The sequence below is a fragment of the Streptosporangium pseudovulgare genome, assembly GCF_014648055.1.
Lineage (GTDB): Bacteria > Actinomycetota > Actinomycetes > Streptosporangiales > Streptosporangiaceae > Streptosporangium > Streptosporangium pseudovulgare.
Map to the genome: position 1 here is coordinate 883,435 of NZ_BMQJ01000001.1, position 19,484 is coordinate 902,918.

General features: G+C 73.6%; 15 protein-coding genes. 7 read left to right on the plus strand and 8 right to left on the minus strand.

What is annotated here, in order from left to right; translation table 11 throughout:
• Nucleotides 1-47 precede the first annotated feature (47 nt).
• Nucleotides 48-2,108: a protein kinase domain-containing protein gene (locus IEZ10_RS03850; RefSeq protein WP_189244989.1), complete on the minus strand. Its 2,061-nt coding sequence runs from the start codon at nucleotides 2,106-2,108 to the stop codon at nucleotides 48-50.
• 310 nt (nucleotides 2,109-2,418) lie between these two features.
• Between IEZ10_RS03850 and IEZ10_RS03855 the strand changes: the two genes are divergently transcribed.
• Together IEZ10_RS03855 and IEZ10_RS03860 are read left to right on the plus strand one after the other, a co-directional pair.
• A complete protein-coding gene (locus tag IEZ10_RS03855; protein ID WP_189244990.1) occupies nucleotides 2,419-3,240 on the plus strand; it encodes a HipA family kinase in 822 nt (273 codons plus the stop codon).
• On the plus strand, nucleotides 3,237-3,614 hold the full coding sequence (locus IEZ10_RS03860; RefSeq protein ID WP_229810903.1) for a DUF3037 domain-containing protein: 378 nt from the start codon (nucleotides 3,237-3,239) through the stop codon (nucleotides 3,612-3,614). Before IEZ10_RS03855 ends, IEZ10_RS03860 begins: the two co-directional genes overlap by 4 nt.
• Before the next feature lie 66 nt (nucleotides 3,615-3,680).
• On the opposite strand, the gene IEZ10_RS03865 is transcribed toward IEZ10_RS03860, so the two are convergent.
• The 4 genes from IEZ10_RS03865 to dxr all read right to left on the minus strand — a co-directional run bounded on the left by IEZ10_RS03865 (nucleotide 3,681) and on the right by dxr (nucleotide 8,888).
• Nucleotides 3,681-4,523 (minus strand): GNAT family N-acetyltransferase, encoded by an 843-nt coding sequence (locus IEZ10_RS03865; protein WP_189245103.1) that lies wholly within the window; start codon nucleotides 4,521-4,523, stop codon nucleotides 3,681-3,683.
• A gap of 56 nt (nucleotides 4,524-4,579) precedes the next feature.
• Entirely contained in the window at nucleotides 4,580-6,295 is a 1,716-nt protein-coding gene (locus IEZ10_RS03870) for an alpha/beta hydrolase (RefSeq protein ID WP_229810904.1), read from the minus strand.
• A gap of 214 nt (nucleotides 6,296-6,509) precedes the next feature.
• Complete coding sequence (gene ispG, locus IEZ10_RS03875) at nucleotides 6,510-7,679, minus strand: flavodoxin-dependent (E)-4-hydroxy-3-methylbut-2-enyl-diphosphate synthase (protein WP_189244992.1); 1,170 nt, start codon at nucleotides 7,677-7,679, stop codon at nucleotides 6,510-6,512.
• A gap of 36 nt (nucleotides 7,680-7,715) precedes the next feature.
• Nucleotides 7,716-8,888, minus strand: a complete 1,173-nt coding sequence (dxr, locus tag IEZ10_RS03880; protein ID WP_189244993.1) for a 1-deoxy-D-xylulose-5-phosphate reductoisomerase — start codon at nucleotides 8,886-8,888, stop codon at nucleotides 7,716-7,718.
• 209 nt (nucleotides 8,889-9,097) lie between these two features.
• On the opposite strand from dxr, the gene IEZ10_RS03885 reads away from it, so the two are divergent.
• Both IEZ10_RS03885 and IEZ10_RS03890 read left to right on the plus strand, forming a co-directional pair.
• Nucleotides 9,098-10,231 (plus strand): trypsin-like serine peptidase, encoded by a 1,134-nt coding sequence (locus tag IEZ10_RS03885; protein WP_189244994.1) that lies wholly within the window; start codon nucleotides 9,098-9,100, stop codon nucleotides 10,229-10,231.
• Nucleotides 10,232-10,386: 155 nt separating this feature from the next.
• On the plus strand, nucleotides 10,387-11,685 hold the full coding sequence (locus tag IEZ10_RS03890) for a hypothetical protein (protein WP_229810905.1): 1,299 nt from the start codon (nucleotides 10,387-10,389) through the stop codon (nucleotides 11,683-11,685).
• Between the two features lie 192 nt (nucleotides 11,686-11,877).
• Here IEZ10_RS03890 and IEZ10_RS03895 read toward each other — a convergent pair whose 3' ends face one another.
• Nucleotides 11,878-13,308, minus strand: coding sequence for an aldehyde dehydrogenase family protein (locus IEZ10_RS03895; RefSeq protein ID WP_189244995.1), 1,431 nt, complete (start codon nucleotides 13,306-13,308; stop codon nucleotides 11,878-11,880).
• A 217-nt stretch (nucleotides 13,309-13,525) separates the two neighbouring features.
• Here IEZ10_RS03895 and IEZ10_RS03900 point away from each other — a divergent pair, with 217 nt between their 5' ends.
• Nucleotides 13,526-14,152 carry a TetR/AcrR family transcriptional regulator gene (locus IEZ10_RS03900; RefSeq protein ID WP_179819022.1) on the plus strand — a complete coding sequence of 209 codons (627 nt, stop codon included), beginning with the start codon at nucleotides 13,526-13,528 and terminating at the stop codon, nucleotides 14,150-14,152.
• Between the two features lie 163 nt (nucleotides 14,153-14,315).
• On the opposite strand, the gene IEZ10_RS03905 is transcribed toward IEZ10_RS03900, so the two are convergent.
• A complete protein-coding gene (locus IEZ10_RS03905) occupies nucleotides 14,316-15,773 on the minus strand; it encodes a PucR family transcriptional regulator (protein WP_189244996.1) in 1,458 nt (485 codons plus the stop codon).
• A gap of 98 nt (nucleotides 15,774-15,871) precedes the next feature.
• Here IEZ10_RS03905 and gabT point away from each other — a divergent pair, with 98 nt between their 5' ends.
• Both gabT and IEZ10_RS03915 read left to right on the plus strand, forming a co-directional pair.
• Nucleotides 15,872-17,224 carry a 4-aminobutyrate--2-oxoglutarate transaminase gene (gabT, locus tag IEZ10_RS03910; RefSeq protein WP_189244997.1) on the plus strand — a complete coding sequence of 451 codons (1,353 nt, stop codon included), beginning with the start codon at nucleotides 15,872-15,874 and terminating at the stop codon, nucleotides 17,222-17,224.
• A gap of 214 nt (nucleotides 17,225-17,438) precedes the next feature.
• The gene (locus IEZ10_RS03915) at nucleotides 17,439-17,648 is read left to right on the plus strand and encodes a hypothetical protein (RefSeq protein WP_229810906.1); all 210 of its coding nucleotides are present in this window, start codon (nucleotides 17,439-17,441) and stop codon (nucleotides 17,646-17,648) included.
• A 128-nt stretch (nucleotides 17,649-17,776) separates the two neighbouring features.
• Here the strand turns inward: IEZ10_RS03915 and IEZ10_RS03920 are convergent, their stop codons facing one another.
• Nucleotides 17,777-19,480 carry an ABC transporter family substrate-binding protein gene (locus tag IEZ10_RS03920; RefSeq protein WP_189244999.1) on the minus strand — a complete coding sequence of 568 codons (1,704 nt, stop codon included), beginning with the start codon at nucleotides 19,478-19,480 and terminating at the stop codon, nucleotides 17,777-17,779.
• Nucleotides 19,481-19,484: the final 4 nt, after the last annotated feature.

Genomic DNA, 19,484 nt, shown 5'->3' on the forward strand with positions numbered 1-19,484 from the left:
ATCCGCTCCGCCCGGCTCAGCCTCACCCGGTTCGGCCCTCACCCGGCTCAGTCCTCGCCCACCGGGCCCTCCGACGGGCCGGGGTGTTCCGTGGCGGACGGGTCCGGCGGGGCGGAGGGGTCCGGCCCGTCGGAGGGCTCCCCGGGCCCCGGCCCGGACTGCCCGGCGACACCGACGGTGATCACGACCGTGGCGCCCGGCGCGGCGCACCCGCCCGGCGCCGGGTCCTGCTCCAGTACCTTCCCGTCCCGCCCCGGGTCGTCGACGAGCCGGGGCAGGAGCCGTACGGCGAGGCCCACCTCGCTCAGCGCGTCACGCGCGGCCTCCGCCGTCCGCCCCGCCAGCGAGGGCACCGGTGTGCCGCGCCGGGACACGACGAGCGCGACCCCGTCGCCGGAGGAGACCCGCGAGCCCGCGCCGGGGGTGCTGGCGAGCACCTCTCCCCGCGGCCGTGCCGAGCAGCGCGTGGTGACCTCCCCCCGGACCAGGCCCGCCCGGGTGAGAGCCGCCACGGCGGCCTCCGTGTCCAGGCCGGCCAGCCGCGGGACGGCCACCCCCGCCGAGATCTCCAGATCGACCCTGCTCCCCCGGGCGACGGTGGCCCGCGCCTCCGGCCGGCTCCCCACGACCTGCCCGATCCGCCGGTCGGAGTCGGTCCGGGTGAGCGCGCCCAGGACCAGCCCGGCCCTCCTGATGAGCCGCGACGCCTCGGCGTGGCCGAGCCCGGCGAGCACCGGAACGGTCACCCGTGGAGCGGCCGGCGGCGGGGTGGAGGCGCTCTCCGCCGGCGGGACGGAGGTCTTCCCCGTCCGGGACCTCGTGGGCGGGATGAGCGGCGCGGTGACGCCGGACGGGATCTCGGGCGGGCCGGCCGTCCGGTCGGGACGCGCGGTGAGCCGATCCCGTACGCCGGCCTCGGCGGACGGCCCGATCAGCCCGTCGCCCATGGCCTGGTTCCCGCCCCCGCCCACCGCGGGGATCAGCGTCCCCGCCAGCACCGCCGCGCTGACCAGCAGCGCCCCGGACATCGCGACGGAGGCCCTGGTGACCGCCCTCCGGGAGCGGGCGGGCGGCTCGGTCGCCCTGGCGGGGAAGGCGCCGGGTCCCGGCGGGCCGTCGTGGCCCGCCGCGCGCCCGGCGGACGACGGACCCGCCGCCCGCCCCGCGAACGGCGAAGGGTCCACCGCCTGCCCGGCGAGCGAGGGGAAACCCGGCGGAGGGCCCGGCGCCCGGTCCGGCGGCGGCCCGGTACGGCCCGCCGCGCGGCCCGCGGGCGGCGTGACGTCCGGCGCCGGCACTCCGCCGTCCTCGCCGAGGAGCGCGAGCAGCAGCTCCCGGCTCGTGGGGCGGTCGCGGAAGTCCTTGGCCAGGCAGCCCGCGACCAGCCTGCCGAGCCAGCCGTCCAGGCGGCCCAGCTCCGGGGGCGCGGTGAGAACGCGGTGCAGCACGGCCGCGACCGAGTCCTGGCCGAACGGGGGCCAGGCGTTGGCCGCGAAGCACATGGTGGCGCCCCAGGCGAAGACGTCGGCCGCCGGGCCCACCTCGGCCCCCTCCACCTGCTCGGGCGCCATGTATGCGGGGGTGCCCGCGCCGCCGGCCACCGGGGCGGCGCCGGTGTCCAGCGCCCTGGCCAGGCCGAAGTCGATCACCCTGGGGCCGTCCGGGCCGAGCAGCACGTTCTGCGGCTTGAAGTCGCGGTGCACGATCCCGGCCCGATGGATGGCGGCCAGCGCGGTGGCCGTGCCGATCGCCAGGCGCTCCAGGGCGCCACCCGAACGGGGGCCGCCGAGCTCGACCTCCCGCTGGAGCGAGGGGCCGTCGACGAACTCGCTGACGATGTAGGGGCGGTCACCCGCCAGCCCGGCGTCGACCACCTGGGCGATGCAGAACCGGGCGACCTGCTTGGCCAGCTCGGCCTCGCGCAGGAAGGCGTGCCGGTCCTCCCCGAGCGACCGGTACAGCAGCTTGACGGCGTAGCGCTCGTCCCCGCCGGCGGGGTGCGCGGCGAGGTAGACCGTTCCCTGGCCGCCCTCCCCCAGGCGGCCGATGATCTCGTACTCCCCGAGTCTCCCGGGGTCCGCTGACGTGAGCGGCTCCGTAGTCGGCACGTGAGCCTCCCTCCCCCGCCGTCGCCCCTTCCCTCCACTCAAGAAGAGGTGTCCCCGGCAGTCAACGGTGACCAGGCCACCGGCGACCGGACCGTGACACTCATGTGATGCTCAGGTCAGTGCCTTTCCGCCCGAAACCGGCCCCGGCCACGACCGGCCCCGCCCGAAACCGGTTCCACCCGAAACCGGTCCTGTCTGAGACCGATGCCATCTGAGACCGGCCCCACCCGAGACCGGCCCCACCCGAGACCGGCTCCGCCTGGAACCGGTGCCCGCCGCCCGCCCCCGGGCGACCCGGTAGCCTGGCGAGGTGCTGGAACAGATCACGGCGACCCGTTACGTGACGCCCCTGCGGGAGGGCGGGTCGCTGCCCGGGGTGGTCGAGGCCGACGACCTCGGCACCTACGTCGTGAAGTTCCGGGGCGCCGGTCAGGGCCGCCGGGTGCTCGTCGCCGAGGTCATCGGCGCCGAGCTGGCCAGGCGGCTCGGCTTCCGCACCCCCGAGCTGAGGATGATCGAAATCGATCCCCAGCTCGGCGCCCGCGAACCCGACGAGGAGATCCAGGACCTGCTCAAGGCCAGCGAGGGCGCCAACCTCGCGGTCGACTTCCTGCCCGGGGCGCTGGGCTTCGAGCCCCTGACCTGGCCGCCCGACCCGGAGTTCGCCTCCCGGCTGATCTGGTTCGACGCGCTGATCCACAACGTCGACCGGAGCTGGCGCAACCCCAACCTGCTGCTGTGGCACGGCGACGTCTGGCTGATCGACCACGGCGCGGCCCTGTGGTTCCACCACAACTGGCCCACCGCCGACCCCCGGCGCGGCTTCCGCGCCGACGACCACGTGCTGGCCCCCTTCGCCACCGAGACGGCGCGGGCCGACTCCGAGCTCGCCCCGCTGATCACCCGGGACCTCCTCGACGCGGTGGTGGACGAGGTCCCCGACGAGTGGCTGGAGGGCGAGCCGGGCTTCGACGGCGCGCAGGCCGTACGGCAGGCGTACGTCGACCACCTGCTGGCCCGCGTCCAGGAGCCGCGGACATGGGTGCCCGAGCCGCCCGCCGAGCCGGGACAGGCTCCGCGGCGGGAGAGGAAGACCGGCTCGGTGGGCGCGTTCTGGAGGGACAACCGGTGAAGGACGTCTACGAGTACGCCGTGATCCGGGTCATCCCCCGCGTCGAGCGCGGCGAGCTGATCAACGCCGGGGTGCTGCTCTACTGCCAGCCGCGCGGCTACCTGTGCGCGCGGGTGGAGCTGGACGAGGCGCGGCTGCGCGCCCTGGACCCCCGGGCGGACGTCGAGGGGGTACGGCAGGCCCTGGGCGTCTACCAGCGGTCCTGCACCGCCGACGCGGGCCCGCTGGCCGCCGAGCCGCTGGGCGGCAGGTTCCGCTGGCTGACCGCGCCGCGCAGCACGATCGTGCAGACCGGCCCGGTCCACGCCGGTCTCACCGCCGACCCCGACGCGGAGCTGGAGCGCCTGCTGACCTGCCTGGTACGCGGCGTCTGACCCGGCGCGGCGGGCCTCCCCCGCCCCGTCACGGCCCGGCCGCCGCGCCCGGGACGGCCTGACCGGTCAGAACAGCACCGACATGAAGGTGCCGACCTCCTCGAACCCGGCCCTGCGGTAGACGGCCCTGGCGGGGGCGTTGTAGTCGTTGACGTACAGCGAGACCACGGGTGCGAAGCAGTCGAGCGCGTGCTTGACCACGGCGGCCATCCCGGCCACCGCGTGCCCCCTGCCCCGCAGGCCGGGGTGGACCCACACGCCCTGCACCTGGCAGGCCAGCGGCGTCACCGCGCCGATCTCGGCCTTGAAGACGACCCGGCCGTCCTCGATCCGCGCGTAGGAGCGGCCGATGCGGATCAGCTCGGCGACCCGGGAGCGGTACAGCGCGCCGCCGTCCCCGGCCTCCGGGGAGACGCCCACCTCCTCGGTGAACATCGCCACGCAGGCCGGCAGGAGGATGTCGAACTCGTCCGGCCGGACCCGCCTGACCAGCGGGTCGATCGGCACCGGCGACGGCCGGGCCGCCGCCATCACCGGTTGCGCCCAGCGGACGGCCCGCGCCGGACCCCAGTGGGGCTCCAGCCGCTCCCAGAGCGGCCTGATGGCCTCGACCGGACCGACGATCGACGAGCATCGGCGGCCCTGCCTGCGGGCGCGGTCGGCGAAGGCGTGCACGGCGTCGTGGCCGGCGTTGACCGGCACCAGGTTGGCGCCGGCGTAGCAGAGGGCGGTCAGGCCGCCGCGCGGTCCGAAGCCCCACATCTGCCCGCCGAGCCGGGCCGGGCTGAGCCCGACGGCACGGACCCGGGAGGCCACGAAGACGTTGGCCACCGGGTCGGCGTCGAGCAACGCCAGAACCTCGTCACGGTCGTTGTCGTCGAGTACGCGCGACGCCATCGTGCGGAGCATCACGGCCTCAGCCTACGCGACCCCCTCGATTTTGGCAGGAACCAACTCAGAGGCCGTCATCCCCCCATGGCGATCGGCCGGGCCACCGGGCGGTCCTCGACGGGCACGGGCTCGGGGTTTCCGGCGCAGCGGACGTCGGCGGCGATTCCGGGACGACGTGCCGCGCCGTACGCGGCCCCCGTCCCGGTACCGGCGGCTCCGATCCCGGCTGTCCCGGCCCCGGCGGCCCCGGTACGGCGGGCGTCACCGGACGCGGCCGGCCGCGCGGACGTCGCCGACGGGGCGGGCGCGGGCAGGGTGCCGTCCCTGAGGTAGGCGAACAGGCGGCGGTCCACGCACGCGTTCCCGTCGAAGGCGACGCCGTGGTTACCGCTCGTCGCGCTCACCAGCCGGGAGGCGGTGAACAGCCGGCGCAGCCGCAGCGCCCCGTCGTACGGCGTGGCGGCGTCCCGCTCGGCCTGGATGAGCATGATCGGCGGGAGCCTCGGGTCGTCCCGCAGCCTGACCGGTGTACCGCCCCGCTGGGGCCAGAACGCGCAGGGAGCGTTGTACCAGGCGTTCGACCAGGTGAGGAAGGGCGCCCTGGCGTGCATCCGCGTCATGTCCCGCCGCCAGGCGCCCCAGTCGCGCGGCCAGGCGGCGTCGCGGCACTGCACCGCGAGGTAGACCGCGTAGCTGTTCTCGGCGGCGGCGTCGGTCTCCACGTTGCGGCGGTGGGCGGCGAGCAGCGGCCCGGCGTCCCCCTTGCGGACGTAGGCGGAGAACGCCCTGGCGAACTGGGGCCAGACCAGGTCGGAGTAGCCGGCGACGGTGTAGAGGTCGTCGAGCTCGCTCGGGCCGAGCCTGCCCCCGGCCGGGTGGGCGCGCAGCCGGTCGCGCATGGCGTACCAGGCGAAGGAGACGGCCTTCTGGGTCGGGCCGAGCCGGTAGACGTCGTTGTGGCGGGCCGTCCACCGCAGGAAGTCCTGGTGCCGCCGGTCGAAGGTGACGTTCTGCGCGAGGTTGGACTCGTACCAGATTCCCTCGGGGTCCACCACGCTGTCCAGGACCATCCGCCCGACCCGGTCGGGGAAGAGCGTGGCGTAGACCGCGCCGAGATAGGTGCCGTAGGAGTAGCCGAGATAGCTGATCCGCCGCTCGCCGAGCGCCTCCCGGATCGCGTCCATGTCGCGGGCGGAGTTCTCGGTGGTCATGTACGGCAGCAGCCAGTTCCACCGGCTCCCGCACGCCTCGGCGTACCGGCGGGCGCGGCCGACCAGCACGCCCTCCTCCCGGCGGTCGCGCGGCACGTAGTCGGGGCGGGGGGCCTCGTAGAGCTTCTCGGGGCTCATGCAGCGCAGCGCGGGCCGGCTCCTGCCGACGCCCCGCGGGTCGAAGCCCACCACGTCGAACCGGCCGGACAGACCGGGAGGGAGCTGGGCGGCGACCCGCCGGGCCAGGTCGCGGCCTGAGGCGCCGGGCCCACCCGGGTTGACCAGCAGCACGCCCAGGTGGTCGCGGCCCGGCGCGACCGTCCCGCGGATCCGGGTCAGGGCCAGGCTGATCGTCCGGGACGGGTCGCCGTAGTCGAGCGGCACCCGCACCGAGGCGCACTCCTCCTCGTTCGCCGCCCGGCCGGGGACGGCCGGGGGCCCGAAGATCCCGGTGCCGCGCTGCCCGCCGCAGGGTTTCCAGACCAGCTCGTCCCGCCGCTGCGCCGCCGCCCCCTGAGGCGCTCCGAGCCCGGCGGCCAGCAGCGCGATGCCCGCGACGACCCCGATGACCCTTTTCACATCGTCCCCCTACTTCTACGGCAGAGGTGATGGTCTCCCGGGATGCGACGGGGCCACCGGCGACACGGCCGGTTCTTTACCGTCGGGCGCCCGGCCGATTACCTCCCGCGTGAGGAACGCGGGAGGGACGCGGGAGGGACGGCTGAGCCCGGCGCCGCCTCGCGGACGGCGACGTTCCCGGGATGGCCGGCGAACCGGCCCCGAGGCGTACGGGCTAGCCGACGACGACCTGGGCGCCGGGGCCGTCCTCGTCGTCGAGGTCGACCTCCACGCCCATCTCCTCGGCCAGGCGCAGGGCCTCCTCGATGAGGGTCTCGACGATCTGCGACTCGGGGACGGTCTTGATGACCTCGCCCTTGACGAAGATCTGGCCCTTGCCGTTGCCGGAGGCGACGCCGAGGTCGGCCTCGCGGGCCTCGCCGGGGCCGTTGACGACGCAGCCCATCACCGCGACGCGCAGCGGGACCTTCAGCCCGGCGAGCCCGGCCTGCACCTGCTCGGCCAGGGTGTAGACGTCGACCTGGGCGCGGCCGCAGGACGGGCAGGAGACGATCTCCAGGCCGCGCTCGCGCAGGCCCAGCGACTCCAGGATCGCGGTGCCGACCTTGATCTCCTCGACCGGCGGGGCCGACAGCGACACCCGGATGGTGTCGCCGATGCCCTCGGCCAGCAGCGCGCCGAACGCGACGGCGGACTTGATCGTGCCCTGGAACGCCGGGCCCGCCTCGGTGACGCCGAGGTGCAGGGGGTAGTCGCAGCGGGCGGCGAGCAGGCGGTACGCCTGGACCATCACGACCGGGTCGTTGTGCTTGACCGAGATCTTGATGTCGCGGAAGCCGTGCTCCTCGAACAGCGAGCACTCCCACAGCGCCGACTCCACCAGCGCCTCGGGGGTGGCCTTGCCGTACTTCTCCAGCAGGCGGCGGTCGAGCGAGCCGGCGTTGACGCCGATCCGGATCGGCACGCCGTGGTCGGACGCGGCGCGGGCGATCTCGCCGACCTTGTCGTCGAACTTCTTGATGTTCCCGGGGTTGACCCGGACCGCCGCGCAGCCCGCCTCGATCGCGGCGAAGACGTACTTCGGCTGGAAGTGGATGTCGGCGATCACCGGGATCTGCGACTTCTTCGCGATGATCGGCAGCGCTTCGGCGTCGTCCTGGGACGGCACGGCGACGCGGACGATCTGGCAGCCCGACGCGGTCAGCTCGGCGATCTGCTGCAGCGTGGCGTTGATGTCGGCGGTGACCGTGGTGGTCATCGACTGCACCGAGACCGGCGCGTCCCCGCCGACCGGCACGGACCCGACCATGATCTGGCGGGATTTGCGACGCTCGGCGATCGGCCTGGTCCTCACGGACGGCATACCGAGTGCAACAGAAGTCATTTTTCAGCCCTTGTGAAAGTCGACGGCGCTCACAGTTTAGGCAGCCCCGGTGAGCTCCCGGGCACGAACCCGCGCCCAGGTGTCGGCGGCGAGCACCTCCTCGACCGAACCGGCCTCGGTGACGGTGTGCTCGGCGACCACCGCGGCCACGGTGTCGACGATGCCGGGGAACGGCAGCCGGCCGGCCAGGAACGCCTCCACGCAGACCTCGTTCGCGGCGTTGTAGACGGCCGGGGCGGTGCCGCCGGCCTCGCCGACGTGCCGGGCCAGCGCGACGGCGGGGAACGCCTCGTCGTCGAGCGGTTCGAAGGTCCAGGTGTGGGCGCGGGTCCAGTCGACCGGGGAGGCGGCGCCGGCGACCCGGCCGGGCCAGCCCAGGGCGAGGGAGATCGGCAGCCGCATGTCGGGCGGGCTGGCCTGGGCGACGACCGAGCCGTCGGTGAACTCGACCATGGAGTGGATCATCGACTGCGGGTGGACCACGACGGTGATGCGGTCGAAGCCGATGTCGAACAGCAGGTGCGCCTCGATGACCTCCAGGCCCTTGTTGACCAGCGTGGCGGAGTTCACCGTGATGACCGGCCCCATCGACCAGGTCGGGTGGGCCAGCGCCTGCTCCGGGGTGACCCCGGTGAGCTCGGCGCGCGGCCTGCCGCGGAAGGGGCCGCCGCTCGCGGTGACGATCAGCCGGCGTACGGCCGAGGGGTCGTGGCCGGTGGGGCTCGCCGCCCACAGGCACTGGGCGAGCGCGCTGTGCTCGGAGTCGACCGGGATCAGCTGTCCCGGCCCGGCCAGGCGCTTGACCAGCGGGCCGCCGACGATCAGGGACTCCTTGTTGGCGAGGGCCAGCGTGCGGCCCGCCTTCAGCGCCGCCAGCGTCGAGGTCAGCCCCAGCGCGCCGGTGATGCCGTTGAGCACCACATCGGACGGCCAGGCCGCGGCCTCGGCGACGCCCTCGGGCCCGGCGAGGACCTTCGCGGTCACGCCGAGGGCGGACAGGGCCTCGCGCAGCGCGGGGACGGCCGCGGGGTCGGCGACGGCCACCGCCTCGGGCCGGAACTCGGCCGCCTGGCGGGCCAGCAGGTCGACGCGGGCGCCCCCGGCGGCGAGCGCGGCGACCCGGAACCCGCCCGGGTTGCGGGCGATGACGTCGAGGGACTGGGTTCCGATGGAGCCGGTCGAGCCGAGCAGGACGACGGAGCGTGTCATGTCTGGGTCCACGGCCCCATTCTCGCGGCTCCCGCCCACCGGTCGCGCCCGTGCCCGGCGGCCGGTTCTGCGGAACACGGGAGACGGGCGATAAAAAGCGAGATTTAAGTCCGAATTTAAATATAGCAATACTCGTAAATCTTGAGAAATGCAGACATGTGGCGCACTAGCTTCCCGACTCATCGTTCAGGTTTTTCGGAGGTAGAGAAATGCGCCGTACGGCACGTCTGGTCCCCACCCTCACGCTCGCCGCGGGCAGCGTCCTGCTGCCCGCGACGTTCGCCCACGGCGCATCGGCGGCCGCCGCACCCGGCGCGTCGGCGGCCGCGCACGACCCGTCGGCGGCGGACGCGCACGGCGCCGCCGCTGCACGGGCCGCCTCGCGGCCCGCCGCGCACGCCGCGGCGAAGACCGCCCCGGAGCCGGTCGGGAAGGAGGCCGCCGACACGCGGAGCGAGCAGCTCGCCGTCCGCCGCTACTGGACCGAGGCGAAGATGGAGTCCGCCAAGCCGCTCGACGCGCTCGCGCCCGGAAAGGAAGGAGTCCGGCTCACCGCGGCCGCGACCGCCGCGCAGGCCGCGGCCGACCCGGTCGAGATCCCGGCCACCCGCCCGGGGGGCGGGACCGCGACGCCCGCCGCCGCGGCGGCCGCGCGCGCATCCAGCGGAGCCGCGTGGACCCGCGGCGGGACGGTGACCAGGACCGCCGGGCGGGTGTTCTTCACCTACCAGGGCCGCAACGCCTCCTGCTCGGCCACCGCCGTCACCGGTGACAACAGGAGCACGGTGCTCACCGCCGGGCACTGCGTGCGGATGGGCGGCGCCTTCCACACCAACTGGGTGTTCGTCCCCGGCTACGCGAACGGCCTGCGCCCGTACGGCACCTGGGTGGCGACCGCCCTCTACACCACCCCGCAGTGGAACAACGGCGAGGACGTCAACTACGACGTGGCCGCCGCCGTGGTGGCCCCGCTGGACGGCAGGTCGCTGACCGACGTCGTCGGCGGGCAGGGCGTCTCCTTCAACCAGCCCCGCAGGCAGCGGATGCACGCCTTCGGCTACCCCGCCGCCGCTCCCTACGACGGCTCCAAACTGGTCTACTGCGCCGGCCAGACGTTCGACGACTTCATGATGTCCCGCGACATCGGCCTGAACTGCACCATGAACGGCGGGTCGAGCGGCGGCCCCTGGTTCACCGGCTTCGACGAGAGCACCGGGCTGGGCACGGTGAACTCCGTCAACAGCTTCAAGTACGGCTTCGCCGGCGGATGGATGTTCGGCCCGTACTTCGGCGCCGAGGCCCGCGACGTCTACGAGGCCGCCCAGGGAGCGACCACGCCCTGAGGACCGGGATCCGGGAGGCGGGCGGCCTCCTCGGGCCCGTCCCCGCACCGGGCCGGATCGCGGGGCCGTCCGGGCCACCGGGAGCGGCGCGCCACCATGCCTCATTGACCGAAAGTAGTCACAACGACACACCACGTAGTGCAAAATCGGGTCTCATGACCTCAAGCCTCCCCCTGCTTGCGGGTGCCGCGCTCGTCGCCGGGCTCGTCGGCGGCCCCGCGGCCCGTCCCGTGACCGACGCGGCGCCCCTCGGAACCGGCCGGGCGGGTCCGGCCGTCGCCGTCCCCCGGGTCCACCCGGCGGACGCGACCGGCTCGACCGGCGTGAACGGCGTGAACGGCGTGCCCGGCGAGAGCGATCCGGTCGCCCCGGCCTCCTCGGTCGCGGCCGAGGTCGCCGACGTGGTGGAGCACGCGGCCGCGGACGACGCCCCCGGCCACCGGCGGGTGCTCGACTACTGGACCCCGCAACGGATGGCGGCGGCCGTCCCGATCGGCGTACTCGGGAAGGTGACGGGGTTGCTGGGCGGCGGGCGCGCCGCCACCGGCGGCGACCGCCCGGCCGCTCCCGCCGCCGGTCGTCCCGGGGCCCTCACCGTGAAGGGTCTTCCGGCCGCTCCCGCCGTGAAGGGCCGTCCCGCCGCTCCGGCCGCCGGAGGCGACCGCCGGGCCGTTTCCGCGCACGACCGCCGGGCCGTTTCCGCGCATGAGCGCCCGGCCGCCGCGAACGAGCGTCTGGCCGCACCCGCGGCCGGAACCCGGCGGGCCGCCCCGGTCACCGGGGCCCGCTGGGTCACCGGCGGTTCGGTCGCCCAGACCGTCGGGCGGGTCTTCCTCACCGTCGGCGGCGTCGACTACGTGTGCTCGGCCGGCTCCGTCCGGAGCGCCAACCGCGACCTGGTGGTGACCGCCGGGCACTGCGTCAAGGACGGCGCCGGCGCCTGGGCGGACAACTGGGTCTTCGTGCCCGGTTACGACCGGGGGCGGCAGCCGTACGGGCAGTTCACCGCCCGCCGCATGTTCGTCGCCGGTCCCTGGGCGCGCGGCGCCGACGACAGCTACGACGTGGGCATGGTGGCGCTGAACACCAGGAACGGCAGGCACCTCGGCGACGTGGTGGGGGCCCAGGAGATCGCCTTCGGCACCCCCCGGGGCCGCCCGGCCCACGGCTTCGGCTTCCCCGCCGACGCCCCCTACGACGGCGAGCACCTGGTCTACTGCGCCGGCCCCGTGCACGACGACCCGCACGAGCAGACCGCCGACCAGGGCATGCGCTGCGACATGACCGCCGGCTCCAGCGGCGGCCCCTGGCTGACCGGCTTCGACGCCGTCACCGGCCGCGGCACGATCACCTCGGTGAGCAGCTTCAAGTACAGCGACGACCACGGCACGATGTACGGCCCCTACTTCGGGAGCACCGTCAGGGATCTGCACACCGTCGCCGAACGGTCCTGACGGCGGCCGGCCCGGAAACCGCCTGGGACTCCCGGCCCGCTGGTCGGGAGTCCCCGGACAGCCCCGGCCGCGCCCGGGAGACCGGCGGCGGCCGGAAAGCGCGCGGCCCGCGGCCCCGGGGCGGGGGTCGCGGGCCGCGCGGTGGGACGGCTCGGAGAGCGGGGCCGGGTCATGCCGGCCCGGCGGCCTCCGTCAGAGGGAGGACAGGCCGGTGAGGACCATGACCTTCTCGTAGGTGAGGTCCTCCATGGCCGAGCGGACGCCCTCGCGTCCGACGCCGGAGTCCTTGACGCCGCCGTAGGGCATCTGGTCGGCGCGGTAGGACGGGACGTCGCCGATGATCACGCCGCCGACCTCCAGCTCCCGGTTGGCGCGGAAGGCGATGTCGAGGTTGCGGGTGAACACCCCGGCCTGCAGGCCGTACCTGGAGTCGTTGACCGCGGCGAACGCCTCGTCGACGCCGGAGACGGTCTGGACGGTCATGACCGGGCCGAAGACCTCCTCGCAGCCGAGCTTGGTGTCGCGCGGCACGTCGGCGAGGACGGTCGGGGCGACGGTGGCGCCGTCGCGGGTGCCGCCGGTCAGCAGCCGGGCGCCGGCCGCGACGGCCTCCTTGACCCAGCTCTCGACGCGCTCGGCGGCCTCGACGGAGACGAGCGGCCCGACCTGGGTCTTCTCGTCGGCGGGGTCGCCGGTGACCAGGGCCTCCACCGCCGGGATCAGCTTGGCGAGGAACGCCTCGCTCACCTGCTCCTCGACGATGACCCGCTGGACCGAGATGCAGCTCTGCCCGGCCTGGTAGTTGGAGAACAGCGCCGTCCGGGAGGCGGCCCAGTCGAGGTCGGCGTCGGCGAGCACGACGGCCGCGGCGTTGCCGCCCAGCTCCAGCGTGACGTGCTTGCGCGGCACCTGGTCCATGATGGCGTAGCCGACCGGCCCGGACCCGGTGAAGGAGACGACCGGCAGGCGCGGGTCCTCGACGAGGGCGGAGGCGCGGTCGTTCGGGACGGGCAGGACGGAGAACATGCCCGCGGGCAGGTCGGTCTCGGCCAGGATCTCCCCCAGCACCAGGGACGACAGCGGCGTCGCCGGGGCGGGCTTGACGATGATCGGGGCGCCGACCGCGATGGCGGGGGCGACCTTGTGGGCCACCAGGTTCAGCGGGAAGTTGAACGGGGTGATCGCCAGGACCGGCCCGTGCGGGACGCGGGAGACGTAGGCGAGGCGGCCCGCGGAGGCGGCCTCGGTGTCCAGGCGCACGGTCTCGCCGTTGAGGCGGCGGGCCTCCTCGGCGGCGAACTGGAAGGTGGAGATGGCGCGGCCGACCTCGCCGCGGGCCCAGAAGATGGGCTTGCCGTTCTCCTCCATGATGAGCCGGGCGATCTCCTCGGCCCGCTCGGTCAGGCGGCGCACGACATGGGTGAGGGCCGCGGCCCGCACGTGGAGGGGCAGCGCGGCGGCCTGCTTGCGTACGGCGTCGGCCGCGGCGACGGCCTCCTCGACCTGCTCGGGGGTCGGCACGGAGCAGACGCCGACGACACGGCCGTCATGGGAGTTGGTCACGGTGAGCTCGGCGTCCCCCGTGGCGGGGCGGCCGGCGAGCCAGAAGGGGCGCACGTCCATGGCTCAGACGCTATGTCACGGCCCCCGGGACGGTGTTACTCCACCATGCACAAGACCCTTGCGCCGTCGCGCCGTTACGCATAAAAATATCTCGCTCTCTGCCTGTAACGGAAACAGGGCCAATTATGGATATTTCTGAGATGGCACCTGTTTCACGGAGCGCGGCCCCGATCACGTCACCGATCGCCACCACCCGAGAACAGAAGGGCATGGTCGCATGACCTCTACGGCGCCACGCGGCCTTCAGGGCGCCTACCTGATCGGCGAGCGCGCCGGCCAGGACGAACTGCGCGGCAGGCTGCTCGACGTGGCCAGCCAGCTTCTGATCACCGTCGGCCCGGAGAGCCTGTCGATGCGCCGTATCGCCGCCGAGGCCGGGTGCTCGACGACCGTCATCTACACCATGTTCGGCAGCAAGGAGGGGCTGGCCGAGGCCCTGTACCTGGAGGGCTTCGAACGGTTCCGGCGACGGCTGGAGGCGGTGCCGCCGCACCGCAACGCGCTGGAGCACCTGACCGCGCTCGGCCCCGCCTACCGGGAGGCCGCGCTCGCCGAGCCCGGGTACTACGCGCTGATGTTCGAGCGGGCCATTCCCGGCTTCGCGCCGAGCGAGCGGGCCAGGACCCTCGCCAGGGCGGCGCTGAACGTCCTCGACCGGGTGATCGCCGACTGCATCTCGGCGGGTTATCTCATCCCGACCCAGCCCAGGAAGATCGCCGACGCCCTGTGGGCGGCGGCCCAGGGCGCGATCGGCCTGGAGCGCGCCGGGCACCTGCGCGACGGCCACACCTACCAGACCGTCACCTACGCCACCATCTCCCGCTACCTCGCCGACCGGCCCTGACCTCCCGGCCGCGCTGTCCGTCCCCGACCGGCCCTGACCCCGGCCGCCCTGACCGTTCCCGGCCTCCTCGGCCGCCCTGACCGTCCCCGACCCGATCCGCCCGGGACCGCCCGGCCCGGCCTGTCGTGCCCGTCCCGCGTCCCGGTCGGCGGGTCCGCGGCGGTCAGCCCGCGACGGCCAGCGCGACCCACAGCTCGGCGCGGGCCGCCGGGTCGTCGAGGTCACGGCCGAGGAGCTCGGCGACCCGGCGCATGCGGTAGCGCAGGGTGTGCCGGTGCACACCGAGCTGCTGAGCCGCCGCGTCCCAGTGGCCGTTGCAGGCGAGGTAGGCGCGCAGCGACTCCAGCAGGTCGGCGCGCGAGCCGTACTCGCGCAGGGGGGCGAGCAGCGCCGTGGCGAACGCCGCGCTCGCCTCCGGGTCGATCAGGGCGAGGAGGCCCTGCCCGGCGAGGTCGGCGAAGCGCATGACCCCGGCCGAGGCGCGCCGGGCGGCGGCGAGCGCCCGGTCGGCCTGGTCGAGCCCGGCGCGCAGGTCGTCGAGGGCGACCGGGGCGCCGATCCCGACCGGGCCGTGCTCGGCCAGCGCCGCGGCGGTCTCCTCCGCGCGGTCCCCGGCCACGACGACCACCGTCCGGCCGTCGAGGGGGGCGGCGAACTCGGACCCGGCGGCCTCCAGCACCGCCTCGGCGTCGCCGGCCGCGCAGAGCACGGTCAACGGCCCGTCCGGCAGCCCGTCGCCCAGCCGTTCCAGCGCCTCGACCCCGGCCCGCGCCTGCCCGGCGAGCAGCAGCCCGAGCACCGCCGAGCGGACCCGCCGCTCGGCGGCCAGGTGCTCCCGGCCGTGCTCGACGGCGAGGGTCAGCAGCGAGCCGGCGGCGTTGACCACGGTGTGCGCGACCGGGGTGAACGGCCGCTCCAGGCCGACGGCGAAGAAGCCCCTGACCCGGCGGGCGCCGAGCGGCTGCACGATGACGTACTCCCCCGGCGTGGACAGCGACAGGCTCGCGGGCGCGCCGCCCCCGGGGGCCTTGCGGAGGCGTTCCAGCTCGGGACGGAGGGCGGCGACCCGGGAGGCGCCCCGGCCGGTGGCGTGCCGTACGGCTCCGGACTCGTCGAGCAGGACGGCCCAGCCGCCGAGCTCGCGGGCCAGGCGGTCGATGACCGCGCGCGGCCCCTCGGGGCGCAGCGCGGCGCGGGTGAGGCGTCCCTGCGCGGCGAAGGCGCGGCTGATCTCGTCGTACTGCTCGGCCGCGATCAGGTCGCTGACCAGCTTGCTGATGGCGACGAAGGGCGTGTCGCGGGGCACCTCGACGAGCGGCAGCCCGGCCCGCGCCGCCGCGGCCACCAGTTCGGCGGGGACCGTCTCGTGCCCCAGGCCGACGCCGAGCCCGAGGCCGGTGACGCCCTTGCCGACCAGCCGGGCGACGTACGGCGCGGCGTTGCCGGCGTCCAGGCGCATGCCAGTGGTCAGCACCAGCTCGCCGCCCTCCAGGAAGGGCGTCGGGTCCTCCAGTTCGCTGACCGCGACCCAGCTCACCGGACGGTCGAGGCCGTCGTGGCCGGCGAGCACGCCGAGCCGGAGCGGCAGGCGCCGCACGACGGTGCGGAGCGTCGGCGCCACGATCCACCTCCGGTTTGTACGTTACGTCCAGCATGCTCTTCGCAATTTTGCCATAGTGCATCATCAGCACACCGGCGGACGCGACATACCTTCGCACTATGAGCACCGTCACCCAGGGCGGCCCCTCGCTTCCCCAGGAGCGCCGGGTCGTCACCGAGATCCCCGGCCCCAAGTCGCGCGAGATGTTCGCCCGCAAGCAGGCCTCCGTCCCCCAGGGCATCGGCACCACCCTGCCGGTCTTCGTGACGCACGCCGGTGGCGGTGTCGTCGTGGACGCGGACGGCAACTCCCTCATCGACTTCGGCTCCGGCATCGCGGTGACCAGCGTCGGCAACGCGGCTCCGCGCGTGGTCGAGCGGGTCACCCGGCAGGTCGCCGACTTCACCCACACCTGCTTCATGGTCACGCCGTACGAGTCGTACGTCGAGGTCTGCGAGAAGCTCAACGCGCTGACCCCCGGCGACCACGAGAAGCGGACCTTCCTCCTCAACAGCGGCGCCGAGGCCGTGGAGAACGCGGTCAAGGTCGCCCGCAGCGCCACCGGGCGCGACGCGGTCGTGGTGTTCGACCACGGCTACCACGGCCGGACGCTGCTCACCATGACGCTGACCGCCAAGAACATGCCCTACAAGCAGGGCTTCGGGCCGTTCGCCCCCGAGGTCTACCGGGTGCCGCTGGCCTACCCCTACCGCTGGCCGACGGGGCCTGAGAACTGCGCCGAGGAGGCCGCGGCCCAGGCCATCGACCAGATCAGCAAGCAGATCGGCGCGCAGAACGTGGCCGCCGTGGTGATCGAGCCCATCGCGGGCGAGGGTGGCTTCATCGAGCCCGCCAAGGGCTTCCTGCCGCGGATCGTGGAGTTCTGCCGCGAGAACGGCATCGTCTTCATCGCCGACGAGGTCCAGACCGGCTTCGCCCGGACCGGCAACCTGTTCGCCTGCGAGGACGAGGGCATCGTCCCGGACATCATCGTGACCGCCAAGGGCATCGCGGGCGGCCTGCCGCTGTCGGCCGTCACCGGCCGCGCCGAGCTGCTCGACAAGGTCCACCCGGGCGGCCTGGGCGGCACCTACGGCGGCAACCCGCTGGCCTGCGAGGCGGCGCTGGGCGTGATCGAGACCATCGAGGCCGACGACCTGGTCGGCAGGGCCCGCCACATCGGTGAGGTCATGCTGCCCCGGCTGCGCGCCCTCGCCGAGCGCAACCCGGTGGTCGGCGACGTGCGCGGCCGCGGCGCCATGATCGCCATCGAGCTGGTCGTCCCCGGCACCAAGGACCCGCACCCCACCGCGGCGGGCGAGATCGCCAAGCGGTGCCACGCCGAGGGCCTGCTCGTGCTGACCGCCGGCACCTACGGCAACGTGCTGCGGTTCCTGCCGCCGCTGGTCATGCCCGACCACCTGCTGGAGGAGGGCCTGACCATCCTGGAGAAGGCCATCAGCGAGGTCTGACCATTTACATCCCCATAAAAGGGGCACCCGGCTTGATGCCAGGTGCCCCTTTTGCTGCTATACGGCATGCGCGCGGGACGTGATTTAACCGCCCCTTGGCCCATAGCACGACGACCACGGGAGATCGCGGCGTTATAACGGTTGCGATACGAGATCGCAGATCACGACCGGAGGCGCGATGAGCCGGCGGCCGACCAGAGGGGGGCAGGACGCCATGACCTTCGATCCCGAGGGCCTGACCCGCACCCAGCGGGAGGGCGACGCCTGCGTGGTCTGTCACAAGAAGTGGCCGCGCCCGCGCATCAGGATCGGGCGGCTGCCCGACGAGGCGGCGCTGTTCGCCTGCCCGGAGTGCGCCGACGCTCTGCTGCAGGACCCGAGGGAGAACGTCCACCCGCTGCCCCGCCGCGCGGCCTTCTTCTAGAGCCCCCGCGTTTCCGGGCCCTCTCCCGCCTCGCCGTGAAGGGCCCGAAAAGGGCCGTGCCCTCCCCCGCCGGAGCGGGGAAGGGCACGGGAAAGCGGTCCTGCGCGGGTATCACCGGGCAGTGGCGCCTACTTGGTGAAGCCGATCTTCGTCCAGTCCTTGTCGGCGTAGCCGAACGAACCGTAGTTCGCCAGGTTCTTCTTGGCGGCGTGGATGTCGGGGCGCTGGTAGATCGGGAGGGTGTGCACCTCGTCCCAGATCAGCTTGTCGGCCTGGTTGCCCAGCTCCACGGCCTTGGCCGGGTCCATCTCGCCACCCGCCTGCTCGATGACCTGGTCGAGCTCGGGGGTGCCGATGCGCGGGAAGTTGCTGCCGTAGTTGTCAGGGCCGGTCGGCGTCTTGTAGATCTGCGGCAGGCCGCCCAGCGGGAACGGCGTGCCCAGCCACGAGAACGGCGCGATGTCGAAGTTGCCGGGGATGATGAAGTCGTCGAAGAACTTGTCACCCGGCACCGGCTCGACGGTGACCTTGACGCCGACCTCCTTCAGCATCGCCTGGGTGAGCTCGCCCTCCTGCTTGGACAGCGCCAGGTCGGCCGGGACGATGAAGCGGAGGTTGAGCTCCTTGCCGTCCTTCTTGCGGTACTCGCCCTCCTGCTTCCAGCCGGCGGCGTCCAGCAGCTGCTTGGCCTTCTCCGGGTTGTACTTGCCGAGCTCCCCGGAGTTGTCCACGTAACCCTTCTGGGTGTTCATGTAGACGTGGTTGTTGAGGAGCTGGATCGGCCAGTCCATGTCCTTGAGGTCGGACTGGGCGATGGCCTCGCGGTTGATGCCCAGCACGATGGCCTGGCGGACCGACTTGTCCTTCAGCTGCTCCGAGGAGCCGTTGATGGTGAAGTGGCGCCAGTTCGGGGCCGCCGCCTTGCGGATGTCGACGTTCGGCACCTCCTTGGCCCGCTTGAGGTCGGCGGCGTTCGCCGGGATCTCCACCGCGTCGATCTCGCCGTTGGCGAAGGCGCCGATCATGGCGGTCTGGTCGATGGCCCGGAAGATGACCTTGTCGAGCTTGGCCTTCTGGCCCCACCACTTGTCGTCACGGACGAGGGTGGCGGTCTTGGCGGTCTGGTCCATGGACTCGACCTTGAACGGGCCGGCGGTGACCGGGATCTTGTCGATCCAGCCCTTGTTGAAGTGCTCGGGCGTGTCGTTCGTCGAGGCCGGGTAGAGCGGCGAGAACATGCCCTTCCAGTCGGGGTAGTTCTTGGAGAAGGTGACCACCACCTCCTTGTCGGAGGCGCCCTTCTCCACCGACTCGACGCGGTCGTAGCCCTCGGTGGAGGAGACCTGGTACTTCTTGTTCCCGCCGTTCAGCGCCTTCCACTGGGCGACGAAGTCCTTGTAGGTGATCGGCGTGCCGTCCGACCAGGTCGCCTTCTCGTTGAGCTTGTAGGTGACGACCTGCTTGCCGCTACCGAGGTCCATCTTCCACTCGGTGACGTAGTCCGGGTTGTTGGTGACCTCGGCCTTGTCGTCGGCGATGCCGATCAGCGGCATCAGCGGCTCGATCACGTCGTCGGTGCTGGCGTTGGTGCCGTTCACCTGGTTGTAGTTCCACTGCTCCTGCCACTGGCTGAGGCCGAGCTTCACCACGCCGCCGTCGGCGACCTGGTCGTAGGAGACCGGGTTGATCGTGCTGCCGGGCAGCTCGGCGGCCTGCTGCTGGGCGGCCTGGCTCGACTCGGCCTTCGGCGTGTCGCCGCTGCCGCCGCCGCAGGCGGTGAGGGCCATGGCCAGGAGCGCGCCTCCGGCTGCGGCCTTGTAACCAACCTTCACGTGT